Source organism: Nocardiopsis halotolerans DSM 44410 (assembly GCF_000341065.1).
Classification (GTDB): domain Bacteria; phylum Actinomycetota; class Actinomycetes; order Streptosporangiales; family Streptosporangiaceae; genus Nocardiopsis; species Nocardiopsis halotolerans.
The window spans coordinates 1-13,401 of record NZ_ANAX01000321.1 but is presented as its reverse complement, the minus strand read 5'-3'; the positions used below and the strand labels follow the sequence as shown (position 1 = coordinate 13,401).

The following is a 13,401-nucleotide window of genomic DNA, read 5'->3' as shown; positions in this document are numbered from 1 at the left end:
CCCGTACGCCCTCTCCCGGGACCGAACCGGGGACGCGGTGTACGGGCCCCTCCCATGTCCTGGGTTCGGATCCCCCTCCGGAGGGGAATCGCGGGGCCGGGGGGCGGGTCGGGGTGGCTGGGGACGGGGGGACGAGGACGCCGCGACCGGGGCGGGTGGCGGTCGCCGGAGGCGGTGGGGCCGGGGGGAACGCGCGGAACGCGGCGGGGAGAGGGCTCAGACGCGGCGGGCCAGCAGGATGCTGATGTTGTCCTTGCCGCCCGCCTCCATGGCGGCCTGCCACAGGGCGTGCACGGCCGCCTCGTCGCTGCCCGCCTCGGCGATCATCCGCTCCATCTCCTCGGGCAGGACCAGGTCGGACAGGCCGTCGCTGCACATGAGCCAGGCGCTGGGGTCGGACGCGTCGTCCCGGCCCACGTGCGGAACCATCGTGCCGCCCGAGCTGCCGCCCAGGGACTGGGTGATGAAGTTCGTGGTGACCGGGCGCCCGTCCTCGGACGGCGGGAGGGCCGGTGAGTCGTCCTCGGAGAGCTGCCGCAGGCGGCGTCCCTCCAGACGGTAGGTCCGGGAGTCGCCCACGTTGAACCAGAAGTTGCCGTCGTTGTTGAGCAGGACCCCCGCGACCGTGGTCCCCATGCCGGAGAACTCGGTGTGCTGGGTGGCGTGGTCCTTGATCTCCTCGTCGATGTTGCTCAGCAGCTGGGCGATCTCCTCGGGACCGCTCAGGCGCGGTCCCATCTCGGCCATGCGGTGCACGGCGTGTTCGGAGGCGATCCCCCCCGCGGCCTGGCCGCCGATCCCGTCGGCGACCGCCAGGATGACGGGCTCGCTCACCGGGAGCACACAGCGGACCGGCGAGGTCATGTTCGCACTGGCGACGGTCAGGGCACCCATGACGACGGCGTCCTCGTTGGCGGGGCGGATAGCGCCCCGGTGTGTCAGGGCCGTGACAATGACTTCCCCACCAGCGACACCCATACGCCCTTCCTCCCGTTTCGTCGGCCATGGCCGGTTGTCCGGCGCCCCGCGCCGGACCTTGGTCGAGTCCCGTTCAACGTCTGGATTCTGTCACCGTACCGAGCCACCGCCGGAGTGGGTCAAAATCCGCGTACATCATGGCGGAAAACACCCGGATATGCAGTTCCCGCCCCGCTTCCCGCCGACGAAAGCGCCGTGTCGAACGAGTCCCGGGCGGATGGCACGCACTCCGGTGTTCCGGTCTGACAGTAGCGGCGGCGACGCGGACCCGACAGGGCCCACCCAGGGGTATGGCGAAACCGCGGACGAGAACGCGGACGAGAAGGGGAGCACCCCGGATTACGGACAGCCCCGAAATCCCCTTGCGCAGCCGTGTCGGACCAGGATCACGTTGTCGGGACGTGGGCCGTCTGGCAGAATGGATCCCGTTGGGTGTCTAAGACGCAGACACACACGACCCGCCCCGTGCGCCGCTGAGCGGTTACGCACGGTGGCCACAGTCCTCCCCGACCGGTCGTTTGGTGTGATCTCCGTGCGTCTGCCCTTCTCCTTCTCTCCGCTTCGCGACCGCCGTACGCGCCACGCGCGCACGGCTCCCGGTGCTGCCGAGCGGCCTCCTCCCGCGCGTCACGCGGCGTACGCCGCCTCCCCCTGACCGCGCCCCCTCCCACGACCCCCGCGCGTCGAGCACCGGTCCCGAGGACCGGCGCGTCGGCCCCAGTCCCGCCCGGGGGGATTCCGATTCCCCGCTCCGGAGTCACCTCGGGCGCACCTACGAAGGACACCAGACGAACCCGTGTCCAAGGAGTTCAGCCCAGTGAAGATCGCCATGGTCGCCGAACACGCCAACCCCCTTCCCGCCCACCGGGGAGAGCCAGCCTGCCCCGCGAGCCTGCACGTGTGCGCCCTGTCCCGGCAGCTCGCCAAGCGGGGGCACCGCGTGACGGTCTACGCCCGCCGCAGTGACCCCGACCAGCCGGACGGCCGCACCCGCATGGCGCGCGGCGTCTCCGTCGCCTACCTGGACGCCGGTCCGGCCCGCCCCCTGTCCGCGGAGGAGCACGCCGAGCACACCGGCGCCTTCGGTACCGCCCTCGCCTCCGTCCTGGACGAGGACTCCCCCGACGTCCTGCACGCCATCGGCTGGACCAGCGGCCTGGCCGCCCTGCACGCCCAGGCGCACAGCGAGCGGGACCAGAGCGACACGCCCCTCGTCCAGACCTTCCACTCCCTCAACGCCAGCGAACAGCGCTCCGGCCTCGTCGACCACCCCAAGCGCGCCCGCATGGAGACGATCCTCGCCTCGCGCGCCGACCACGTCCTGGTCAACTCCACCGACCAGCAGGGCGAGCTGGCCCGTCTGGGCGTTCCCCGCCACCACGTGAGCGTCGTGCCCTTCGGCGTGGACACCGACCACTTCAGCGTGGAGGGCAGCGCCTCCGCCGAACACTGGCACTCCCGGCGCGAGGAGCGCGCCCGCCTGGTGTCGGTCACCTCCCTGACCGAGGCGGGCGGCGCCGACCGGCTGGTGGAGGCGTTGACCCGTCTGCCCGAGGCCGAGCTGCTGCTCGTCTCCACCGCCGAGGACATGGACGTGGCCCTGGACGAGAACGCCCAGCGGATCGAACTCCTGGCCAAGGAGGCCGGGGTGAACGACCGCGTCCACCTGACCGGCCCCGTCGAGCGCAAGGAGCTGCCCCGTCTGCTGCGCTCCGCGGACGTGTACGTGTCCGCCGCCTCCTACGACCCCTACGGAGGGGCCGTGCTGGAGGCCATGGCGTGCGGTCTGCCCGTGGTGGCCACCGCCACCGGCGCGACCCCGGGGGCGGTCCTGCACCGCACCAGCGGCGTGTTGATGCGTTTCGGCCGTCCCGACGAGGTCGCGCGCTCCGTGCGCGCGGTCCTCAACACGCCCACCATGAGCACCGCGTACGGCATCGCCGCGGTCGACCGGGCCCGCTCCCGGTTCACGTGGCAGCGGATCGCCGTCGAGACGGAGCTCGCCTACAAGCGGTCCCGTCCGCAGCAGGCGGAGCAGGAAGGCACCGACGAGGACGAGACGGACGGTCTGCTACTGTCCGGGACCGCGCACTGAGCCGTGCCCGCCCCGACCCCGTACCGCCGGCTCCCCGGGGTTTCCTCCGGGGGTCCGGACCGGGTACACAGACAGTGGCGCTCGGACGCCGGACGGCCGACCCCGAGCGCGAACGCCACGAAGCGATGACCTTCGAACACCAGGGACTGCTCTTCCGCCGCGAGCGGCAGTTCCGCGAGGTGGCCCGGGAGCGGTTGCGGTCAGCCGTACGCGAAAACGCCCACACGGTGCTCGCCGTGACCCGGGAGCGCGGCGAGGCGCTCCTCGGCACCCTGTCACCGTGGGAACGCGAGCGGGTGCACGTCACCGACCGGGACCGGCTCTACGACGCCCCGGGGCGCACCCTGGCCGCCCTGCACCGCCTGGCGCTCACCTCCGCCCCCGTGGTCGTGGTGGCCGAGCCCCCGTCGCACGCCTCCGCGATGGAGCTGCGCGAGTGGCACCGGATGGAGTCGGTCCTGTGCGCGGCGCTGGCCCCGCAGCGGATGCGGCTGCTGTGCGCCCACGACGACCGGGGCCTGACCCCGCGGACGCGGTCCGCCGTACTGGCCACCCACCCGGTGCTCGCGGGTCACGGCGGTCCCCGCCCGAACGCCGCCTACCTGGGGACCGCCGCGTTCGGTGACCGTCCGGTCGCGCCGGAGCCGCTGNCGTCGGACCCGTGCACCGGCTGGAGATCGGGCTGTCCCTGCCGCGGCTGCGCGGCGACCTGACGGCGCTCGGCGAGGACATGGGATTCCCGCCGGAGCGGATCGACAGCCTGGTGGTCGCGGTGAACGAGCTGGCCGCGAACGTGTTGGAACACGGAGCGGGCAAGGGCACCGTGCAGGTCTGGCGCTCCCCCGGGCGGTGGGTGTGCGACGTGTTCGACGAGCGCGGCGGGCTCTTCGACCCGCTGGCCGGGTACCGCCCGGCCGACACCATGCGCCCACGCGGATACGGGTTGTGGATCACCCGGCAGAGCTGCGACTTCCTGGAGATCAGCGGCAGCGGCGAGGGGTCGCTGGTGCGGCTGCACTTCGTGGACGGGGCCGACGAGGCCGGGGCCCTCCGGGAGGTGGGGACGCGGGCTCCGCTCAGCCCCTGAGGGAGTCGGCCGCGGTGCCCGTGCTCGCCATGATGGGGATGACCTGGTCGATCCCCGCTATCACGAACAGGCGGTTGACCTGCTGCTGGGGTTCGGCGACCACCAGGCCCACACCCAGGTCGCGGGCCTGCCGGTAGGCGGAGACGAGCACCCCGATGCAGCGCGAGTCGCAAAAGCCCACCTTGGCGAGGTCGACCACCACGCCCCGGGGCGGATCGGCGGCCAGGAGCCCGTCGAGGACGTCGGCCAGCGCGGGAGAGGTCACCGCGTCCATCTCCCCCACGGGGGTGACGACGACGACGCCATCCTCGCGACGGATCGAGATGTCTGACGTCACGGCCACTTCTCCTTTGTCGTTCCGGGACGGCCCCACGCCCTCATCATGTCGCCTCACGGTCACGCTCGGGACTCATCGCCGGGTGTTGCCCCGCCGTTCATCTTCGGTCCTGGCCGGCGCGGGGCTGCGGCCCGGTGTTCTCCTCCACGAGGTCGCGGGCCACGTCCACCACCCTCTTGCGGTTGCGCTGGGCGACCTCGCGCAGCGCGGTGAAGGCGGTGTCGGCGTCACAGCCGCGTGCGTGCATGATGATGCCCTTGGCCTGGTCGATCACCGTACGCGCGGACATGGCCCGGCGCATGTGGGCGGTCTCCCTGGCCACGTCGGCCTGGCGCCCGGCACTGTACAGCGACATGGCGGCGTGCTCGGCGAGCAGGGCGGTCAGGGGGGCGACGACGTCCTCGTCGAAGGCGTCCGCGCGCCCCGAGTGCACCCCGAAGGTGATCACCCGGTCGTCGCCCTCGCTGGGCAGCAGGCTCGGCAGGGTGATGGAGGAGCGGTCGCCGCACTGGACCGCCATGCTGGTGTAGCGGGGCCACCGGAGGGGCTCGCGCAGGACGTCGCCCACCCGCACCTGACTCATCTCGCGGACCGCCTCCACGGTCGGGCCCTGGTCGGTGGTGTACTGGTGCTCGAATGCGGCGGACAGGTCGGCGTGGGAGGCCCCGTAGTCGGTGACGACGTGCCGTGCGGACCCGTCGGTCCCCTGGACCTCGCGCCAGACCACGACGAGCGCCGCGGAACAGCCGGGCACGCCGAGGGCCGCGGCCCTGCTCATCTGGTCGAGGGCCCGCTCCAGAGTGGTACTGTCCGCCTGCCCCAGCGCGCCGATGTCGCGGGCCAGGCGTTCGATCCACACAGTCCGGCCTCCTTCCGCGTTGGGACTCCCAACTAACCGTAACCTTGGGAGATCGCGGGAAGGGACATCCGCTAGCTTCGGGAAGACGCCATCCACGACGGGAGACCTGAGAGCGTGTCGGAGAACCTCGCCGGGTTGCAGCGTGAGATCAGCGCGCTGGGTGAACGCATCGCCGCCCTGCGCAACACGCACACCATGTATCCCGCCGACGCCCAGGACACCGCCGAGGCGGCCCTGGCGGAGCTGGAGTACGCCGAACGCCTGCTGGGCGACGCCGGGGCGGAGCTGGCCCGTGCGCACGCCCAGCCCGAGCCGCGCCGCCAGGGCGACGACGGCGACCGGACGCTGCTGCGCGCGATGTTCCAGGAGCTGAGTGTTCCCGTCGTGCTGTTGGACCACGAGGGCTACATCCGGCGGATCAACAACACCGGCGCTGCCCAGCTGGGCAGCGCACCGGGCTACCTCACCGGCAAGCCCTTCGCGCACTTCGTCGACCTGCGCAAGCGGGCGGCCATGCAGTCGTGGCTGGCGGCGGTGCTGCGCGGTGACGGTGACGCCGTGCTGGAGTCGCGGCTGGCGCAGCGCGGCTGGGCCGAGGACGTGCACCTGACCCTGACGCGCCTGGAGCTGCCGACCGAGCCCAACCCTCTGGTGCTGGTGGCGATGTCGCCGCCGATGAACGGCGTCGAGGAGGAGGGCCCCGCCCCGCTGGAGCCGGAGGTGGAGGACCAGGTGGTGGTGCTGGCCGCGCGCAGGCTGGACGTGCTGACGCGGATGACGCGGCTGCTGCTGCGGTCGGCCGGTCCGGGCGGCGCGGGAAGGCCGCTCGCGCTGGCGGACGCGGCCGACCTGCTGGCCGATTCCTACGCCGACTGGGTGATCGTGGACGTGTGCGACCTGCCCACCGGCCCCGACGCGGCACGCCGCGCGGTGGTGACGGGCCCGGCCGACGCGCCCGCCGGGCAGGAGGAGGCGGTGGCGTCGGCGGCGCCCGGGGACTCCGACATCCCCGGTGAGGTGCTGGGCCGGGGTCAGTCCCTGCTGTTCCCGCTGATCGAGGACGAGGCCGTGCTGGGCCACGCCCCGTCGGGGGCGCCGCTGCTCGCGATGCTGGGAGCGGGCTCCCTGCTGTCGGTCCCCCTGCGCGGCAGCCGGGGCGTGCGCGGGGCGCTCACCCTGATCCGCCGCAGCAACCGGGGCAGCTTCCGCCTCGCCGACCTGGGTCTGATCGAGGAGATCGGCGAGCACATCGGCCTCGCCCTGCCGCCCCGGCCGTCGGCCTGAGCCGTGCCTGCTTTGGGCCTCCGATTCGCTTCGGCCCGCGTTCGGGCGTCCCAAAAGGCGGGAACCTTCGGATCCTCCGGTGTGACGGCTCGTTCCTCGCAGTCCCCCCTACGAATCCTCCAGAACCCCGCCGGCGCCCGGACGGACTACTCGGGGCCGTGGAGGGTGTCCACCAGGGTGGACAGCCGGGACGCCGAACTGTCCAGCTTGCGCACGCTGTCCACGAGCGGTTGGTCCACGTCCTGGTAGTTGGTCACGATGTGCTCGCGCAGCTGGGCCAGGTCGGTCTGGACCTGCCGGGAGCGCTGCGCCAGCTGCTCGGCCAGGGCCTTGCCGGGCTCCCCGGTCTCCTGTCCGAGGTCGCGCTGGAGGGTGCGGGCCTGCTCGCGCATCTGCGCCTTGAGCTGGTGCAGCTCCACGAACACCTCGACCTTGGAACGCAGCACCCAGGGGTCGAAGGGCTTGAGCAGGAAGTCCACCGCGCGCGAGGCGTAGCCGCGGAAGACCTGGTGCCGGTCGATCTCCTGGGCGGTCAGGAAGATGATCGGCACGTCCTTGGTCTTCTCGCGCTGCTTGATGTGCGCGGCGGTCTCGAACCCGTCCATCCCCGGCATGATCACGTCGAGCAGGATGACCGCGAAGTCGGTGCCCAGAAGGTGCTTCAGTGCCTCCTCACCGGAGTTGGCCCTGACCAGGTTCTGGTCGAGGGAGGTGAGCGCGGCCTCCAGCGCGATGAGGTTCTCGTCGCGGTCGTCGACGAGAAGGATGTTGGCCTTCTGGGTCACGTGGATTACTCCAGGTCTTCACTCGGGGTGCTGGTGCCAGCCTCCCCGTTCGGGTCGGTGTCATGCCCCGTGTCGTCCGTGTTGTCCGTCGCGCCATTGTGCCCGACGGCCTCCTCCCGGTCGGCGGTGAGCCACCTCCGCATGACGTCCAGCAGGTGGTCCAGGTCGACCGGCTTGGTCACGTAGTCCGTGGCGCCCGCCGCGAGGCTGCGCTCGCGGTCCCCCTGCATCGCCTTGGCGGTGAGCGAGATGATCGGCAGGTCGGCGAACTGCGGCATCTCCCGGATCCGCTGGGTGGTCTGGTTGCCGTCCAGCTCGGGCATCATCACGTCCATCAGGACGAGCGAGATGTCCTCGTTGGCCTCCAGCATGGCGATTCCGGAGTGTCCGTTGTCAGCGTAGAGGACCTCCAGGCCCTGTGCCTCCAGAGCGCTGGTGAGCGCGAAGACGTTGCGGACGTCGTCGTCGACGATGAGGACCCGCTGGCCGCTCAGGACCGCCTGGCGCTCGGGGTCGGTGCGCGCCTCGGCCTCGACCACCTCCTCGGGCTCCTCGCCCCCGCTCTCGTGGGACTCGGGCACCTTGAGCACCGGGACCGTGGGCAGCGGCTCGTTGGCGATGTCGGTGAGGGCGGCCACGGCCGCGTCGAAGTCCTCGTCGGGCAGGTAGAAGTCGTCGCCCAGCGAGGAGGAGTCGAAGGTGTCCGCGTCGCGGCCGGCGTCGAGCATCGGCGCCGCGCCCGCGTCCTCCACGGCCGTGGAGTCCTCGCTCCGGCGCTCCCCGGCGTCCTCGTTCAACCGCACCGGCAGCAGCAGCGTGAAGGTGGAGCCCTGGTTGGCGCCGCTCTGCACCCGGATCTCACCGCCCAGCAGGCGGGCGAAGTTGCGGCTGATGGACAGCCCGAGGCCGGTCCCGCCGAAGCGCCGCGACGTACCGCCGTCGCCCTGGTGGAAGGCCTCGAAGATGACCTGGAGCTTGTCCTCGGCGATCCCGATGCCGGTGTCGGCGACGGTGAACGCGATGACCTCCTCGTTCTCCACGAACATCTCCAGGTCGGCGTCGTCCAGCGCCCACGCGGGCTCGATGATCAGGCGCACCTCGCCCTGCGGGGTGAACTTCACCGCGTTGGAGAGCAGGTTGCGCAGGATCTGCTGGAGGCGCTGCTCGTCGGTCCACAGCGTGCCGGGGATGTCCGGCGACACGTCCACGGCGAAGGCCAGCCCCTGGTCGCTGGTGACCGGGCGGAAGGTGGCCTCGACGTAGTCGACCAGCTGGGCGATGGAGACCTCGCTGGGCTGCACCTCGGCGCGTCCGGCCTCCACCTTGGACAGGTCGAGGATCTCGTCGATGAGCAGCAGCAGGTCGCTGCCCGCCTTGTGGATGGTCTGGGCGAACTCGACCTGCTTCGGGGACAGGTTCTGCTCGGCGTTGTCGGCGAGCAGGCGGGCCAGGATCAGCAGGCTGTTCAGCGGCGTGCGCAGCTCGTGCGACATGTTCGCCAGGAACTCCGACTTGTACTTGGAGGAGACCTGGAGCTGGTGGGCGCGCTCCTCCAGAGCGTTCCGGGAACGCTGGATCTGCTGGTTCTGGAGCTCGATCGCCCTGTTCTGGTTGGCGAGCTGGGTGGCCTTCTGGCGGAGCTCGGCGTTCTTGCCCCGGAGCTCCTCCTGCTGGCGCTGGAGCTCGTTGGACCGCTCCCTGAGCTGGCTGGTGAGCTGCTGGGACTGTTCGAGCAGGTCCTCGGTGCGGTTGTTGGCCAGGATGGTGTTGATCGTGGTGCCGAGCAGGTTCACCAGCTGGCGCAGGAAGTTCTTGTGGATCTCGCGGAAGTCGTCGTAGGAGGCGAACTCGATGGCGCCCAGCGAGCGCCCCTCCGAGACGATCGGCAGGATGAACAGGTTGCGCGGGGAGGCCTCGCCCAGCCCCGACTCGATCCGGACGTAGCCCGGCGGGACGTTGCCGACCTGCTGTTCCACCTGCTGGGCGAGGGCCTCGCCGACCAGCCCGACGCCCTTGCGGACGCGGCGGCGGTTCTCGTCGGGGTCGAAGCCGAAGCCCGCGTAGAACAGGAAGTTCTCCTGGTCGTCCTGGTCCTCGGGCAGGTAGCAGGCGCCGTGCTGGGCGCCGATGAGCGGTGTCACCTCGGTCATGATGAGGCGGGCCAGCTCCTTGAGGTCGCGGTGGCCCTGGATGTGCCCGGAGATGCGGGCCACGTTGGACTTGAGCCAGTCGGCGTCGCGCTGGGTGGCGGTGGTCTCGCGCAGGTTGGACACCATCAGGTTGATGTTGTCCTTGAGCTGCTCCATCTCGCCGAGGGCGTCGACCTGGATGTTGCGGGTCAGGTCGCCCTTGGCGACGGCGTTGGCGACCTCGGCGATCGCCCGCACCTGCGTGGTCAGGTTGCCCGCCAGGCCGTTGACGCTGTCGGTGAGCTGCTTCCAGGTTCCGGAGACGCCCTCGACCTTGGCCTGACCGCCCAGCTGGCCCTGGCTGCCCACCTCGTAGGCCACGCGCGTGACCTCGGTGGCGAACGCCGAGAGCTGGTCGACCATCGTGTTGACCGTCGTCTTGACCTCCAGGATCTCGCCCTGGGCGTTGACGTCGATCTTCTTGGTGAGGTCGCCCGCGGCCACCGCGGTCGTCACCTCGGAGATGTTGCGCACCTGGGTGGTGAGGTTGTGCGACATCGAGTTGACGTTCTCGGTGAGGTCGTTCCAGATGCCCGAGACGCCCTTGACGTTGGCCCGGCCGCCCAGCTTGCCCTCGGTACCGACCTCACGCGCCACACGCGTGACCTCGTCGGCGAACGCGGACAGCTGGTCCACCATGACGTTGATGGTGTCCTTGAGCTCCAGGATCTCGCCCTTGGCGTTGACCGTGACCTTCTTGGTCAGGTCGCCCGCTGCCACCGCGCGCGTGACCATGGAGATCTGCCGCACCTGGTAGGTCAGGTTGTTGGCCATGGAGTTGACGTTGTCGGTCAGGTCCTTCCAGACCCCCGACACGTCGCGGACGTGGGCCTGGCCGCCCAGCTTGCCCTCGGTGCCCACCTCGCGGGCCACCCGGGTCACCTCGCCCGCGAAGGAGTCCAACTGGTCGACCATCTTGTTGATGGTGTCCTTGAGGTCGAGCATCTCGCCCTGGGCGTCCACGGTGATCTTCTTGTTGAGGTCACCGGTGGCGACCGCGGTCGTCACCTGCGAGATGTTGCGGACCTGGTAGGTGAGGCTGTTGGCCATGGAGTTGACGTTGTCGGTCAGGTCCTTCCAGATGCCCGACACGCCCTTGACGTTGGCGCGACCGCCCAGCTTGCCCTCGGTACCGACCTCACGCGCCACACGCGTGACCTCGTCGGCGAAGGAGTCCAACTGGTCGACCATGGTGTTCACGGTGTTCTTCAGGGCGAGCATCTCGCCCTGCACGTCCACCTGGACCTTCTGGGTCAGGTCGCCCCTGGCCACCGCGGTCGTCACCTGGGAGATGTCCCGCACCTGGTTGGTGAGGTTGTCCGCCATGGAGTTGACGTTCTCGGTGAGGTCCTTCCAGATGCCCCGCACGCCGCGCACGTTGGCACGGCCGCCGAGCTTGCCCTCGGTGCCCACCTCGCGGGCCACCCGGGTCACCTCGTCGGCGAAGGTGGACAGCTGGTCCACCATCGTGTTGACGGTGTCCTTGAGGTCGAGCATCTCGCCCTGCACGTCCACCGTGATCTTGCTGCGCAGGTCGCCTCGGGCGACGGCCGTGGTCACCTCGGAGATGTCGCGCATCTGGTCGGTGAGGCGGGAGGACATCTGGTTGACCGACTCGGTGACCTCGCGCCAGGCCCCGGAGACGCCCTCGACCTGCGCGGTGCCGCCGAGCTTGCCCTCGGTGCCCACCTCGCGGGCCACGCGGGTGACCTCCTCGGTGAAGCCGCTCATCTGGTCGGCCATGCGGTTGACCGTGGTGGCCAGGCGCAGGAGGTCGCCCTTGAGTTCGCCGCGGCGGCCCTCGGTGGAGGCACGGCGGCTGAGCTGCCCCTCCGCGACCGAGACCAGGACCCCGGCGACGTCGGTCACCGGTTCGGCGACCTCGTCGAGCAGGACGTTGAGCGCCTGGGCGCTCTCACCCCACGCGCCCCGGCTGGGGTTGACGTTGATGCGCTCGTTGAGCCTGCCCTCGTTGCGGACGACGTCGCCGACGCGCTGGAGTTCGTCGCTGAGCTGTTCGCTGTGGTCGACCACCTCGTTGAAGACGGACGCGATCTCCCGCATGACGCCGCCTCCGCGCTTTCTCAGGCGTACGCTGAAGTCGCCGTCGCGCATGCGGTACAGGGCACGCAGAATCTCGTCGAGCTGGTCGTCGGCCACCAGTTCCTTGACCGCCTCGGGCATCGAACCCCCTCCTCAGCCTGCTTGCCACCTCCGTTTCCCGTCCCGGCCGCGCGGACCGGCCGCCGGGGGCGGACCGGGCGGCGGCGCGCACGGGACAGGGGCACGCGGTGTCCGCCGCGTACCCTTGGTGACACCCCGTCACGCTACCCGCGCGAAGTACCACCCGAAAGAAGCGGATGTGTCGGTGACTTACACTAACCGGCCCAGCCGACCCGCACAGGTGGGTTCGCGATGTTGTCCCATCGCCGTCCCGCCCGCGGGCGGACCCGGCGCCCGGTGGTCCCTCCACCCGTGGTCCCACAGCTACCCGAATGACGGTTCACGCGACGGCGGTCGCCATGGCACGCGTATCGTGGCAGTGACCACCGCCCCAGCGCACGCACCCAGCGACGAAGGACACCGACGGCTTGCCAGCACACGACGCGTTGAAGGTCGCCCGACGAGAGTTCCCTCCCACCCCGGAGACCGCGGCGGCGGCCCGTGAGTTCGTCCACGACACCCTCCTGTCGTGGGGTGTGACCGTTCCCTTCGACGACGTGATCCTGCTGGTCAGCGAGCTGGTCACCAACGCCGTCATCCACGCGCGCTCGACCCTGGACGTGACCGTGCGCAGGTCCGAGGAGTCGACCGAGGTGATGGTGACCGACTCCGTGCCCGAGCGCGCCGTCCCGCAGGCCGGACCGCTGGCGGTGGACACCTCCCCGTCCAGGGAGAACGAGCGCACCGGCGGTCTGGGGCTGGCCCTGGCGTCGGCGATCGCGTCCAGCTGGGGTGTGAGCTACGGGCGCAACGACAAGGCCGTGTGGTTCCGGATCGAGGACGCCGCGGGGGAACCCGCGTCCCTGGAGTCCCCGCAGGTGCGCAGGTCTCCCTCCCGTCCCGTGCGCCCCGCGCCGTGGTCGGCGCTGGACGCCGCCCTGGGGTCGCGGCTGAGCCTGCCGCAGCTGCTGGAGCGCACCGTGGAGTACTCGACCACGGCGCTGGGCGCGGACGCGGCCTACATCACGCTGGCCACGTCCGACGAGACCATGTGGGAGGTGCGCTCGGCCGTCGGGCTGACGTCGGGCGGCGCCCCGTGGCGTCCGCTGCGCGTGCGCACGGAGGAGATCTTCCCGTCGTCGGCCCCGGAGCCGGGCGCGGTGATCAACGACGACCTGATGATCGCCCGCACCAGCCGGGGACGGCTGTCGCGCGCGGGGATGCGTTCGCTGGTGACGGCGCCGCTCATCGTGGACGGACGGGTGACCGGGCTGCTGGGGGTGGCCTCCAGGCGGGCCCGGCACTTCGGACCGGCGGCGGCCAAGCGGCTCCAGGAGGGCGCGGACCTGATCGCGCTGCCGGTGGAGCGCGCCCGGCTGGCCGAGGTGGAACTGAGCAGGCGCGCGTCGCTGAGCTTCCTGGCCGAGGCCAGCGACCTGCTCGCGGGCACGCTGGACGAGCGGATGACGGGCGCCCTGGCGGCGCAGCTGATCACGTCCCGGCTGGGGCGGTGGTGCGCCATCGAGACCATCAACGAGATGGGCGTGTCCCAGCTGACGCACGTGGTGCACGCGGACGAGAACTACAACGACATCCTGCGGGCGCTGCTGACCGGGCTGCCGCC

General features: G+C 71.0%; 8 protein-coding genes and 1 pseudogene. 4 read left to right on the top strand and 5 right to left on the bottom strand.

Annotation, left to right across the window (positions count from 1 at the left end):
- Nucleotides 1-216: 216 nt before the first annotated feature.
- Nucleotides 217-978, bottom strand: coding sequence for a PP2C family protein-serine/threonine phosphatase (locus D455_RS0123345; protein WP_026122906.1), 762 nt, complete (start codon nt 976-978; stop codon nt 217-219).
- A gap of 817 nt (nt 979-1,795) precedes the next feature.
- On the opposite strand from D455_RS0123345, the gene D455_RS0123340 reads away from it, so the two are divergent.
- Together D455_RS0123340 and D455_RS31480 are read left to right on the top strand one after the other, a co-directional pair.
- Complete coding sequence (locus tag D455_RS0123340) at nt 1,796-3,073, top strand: glycosyltransferase (protein WP_017573104.1); 1,278 nt, start codon at nt 1,796-1,798, stop codon at nt 3,071-3,073.
- A gap of 125 nt (nt 3,074-3,198) precedes the next feature.
- Nucleotides 3,199-4,160, top strand: a pseudogene (locus D455_RS31480) (anti-sigma factor RsbA family regulatory protein).
- On the opposite strand, the gene D455_RS0123330 reads toward D455_RS31480, so the two are convergent.
- Together D455_RS0123330 and D455_RS0123325 are read right to left on the bottom strand one after the other, a co-directional pair.
- Nucleotides 4,150-4,497 (bottom strand): STAS domain-containing protein, encoded by a 348-nt coding sequence (locus D455_RS0123330; RefSeq protein WP_017573101.1) that lies wholly within the window; start codon nt 4,495-4,497, stop codon nt 4,150-4,152. The pseudogene D455_RS31480 and the gene D455_RS0123330 overlap by 11 nt on opposite strands.
- A 97-nt stretch (nt 4,498-4,594) precedes the next feature.
- Nucleotides 4,595-5,356 carry an ANTAR domain-containing response regulator gene (locus D455_RS0123325; protein ID WP_017573100.1) on the bottom strand — a complete coding sequence of 254 codons (762 nt, stop codon included), beginning with the start codon at nt 5,354-5,356 and terminating at the stop codon, nt 4,595-4,597.
- Nucleotides 5,357-5,470: 114 nt separating this feature from the next.
- Between D455_RS0123325 and D455_RS0123320 the strand changes: the two genes are divergently transcribed.
- Nucleotides 5,471-6,640: a GAF domain-containing protein gene (locus D455_RS0123320; protein WP_017573099.1), complete on the top strand. Its 1,170-nt coding sequence runs from the start codon at nt 5,471-5,473 to the stop codon at nt 6,638-6,640.
- Nucleotides 6,641-6,786: 146 nt separating this feature from the next.
- Here D455_RS0123320 and D455_RS0123315 read toward each other — a convergent pair whose 3' ends face one another.
- Both D455_RS0123315 and D455_RS0123310 read right to left on the bottom strand, forming a co-directional pair.
- Entirely contained in the window at nt 6,787-7,425 is a 639-nt protein-coding gene (locus D455_RS0123315) for a response regulator (protein ID WP_017573098.1), read from the bottom strand.
- A gap of 5 nt (nt 7,426-7,430) precedes the next feature.
- Entirely contained in the window at nt 7,431-11,798 is a 4,368-nt protein-coding gene (locus tag D455_RS0123310) for a HAMP domain-containing protein (protein WP_017573097.1), read from the bottom strand.
- Nucleotides 11,799-12,223: 425 nt separating this feature from the next.
- Here D455_RS0123310 and D455_RS0123305 point away from each other — a divergent pair.
- Nucleotides 12,224-13,401, top strand: a 1,178-nt coding sequence (locus D455_RS0123305) for an ATP-binding protein (RefSeq protein ID WP_017573096.1), incomplete at its 3' end; no start/stop codon positions are given.

Coding starts and splice junctions, on each gene's coding strand:
- D455_RS0123345 (WP_026122906.1), bottom strand. CDS start 978: ATGGGTGTCGCTGGTGGGGAAGTCATTGTCACGGCCCTGACACACCGG.
- D455_RS0123310 (WP_017573097.1), bottom strand. CDS start 11,798: ATGCCCGAGGCGGTCAAGGAACTGGTGGCCGACGACCAGCTCGACGAG.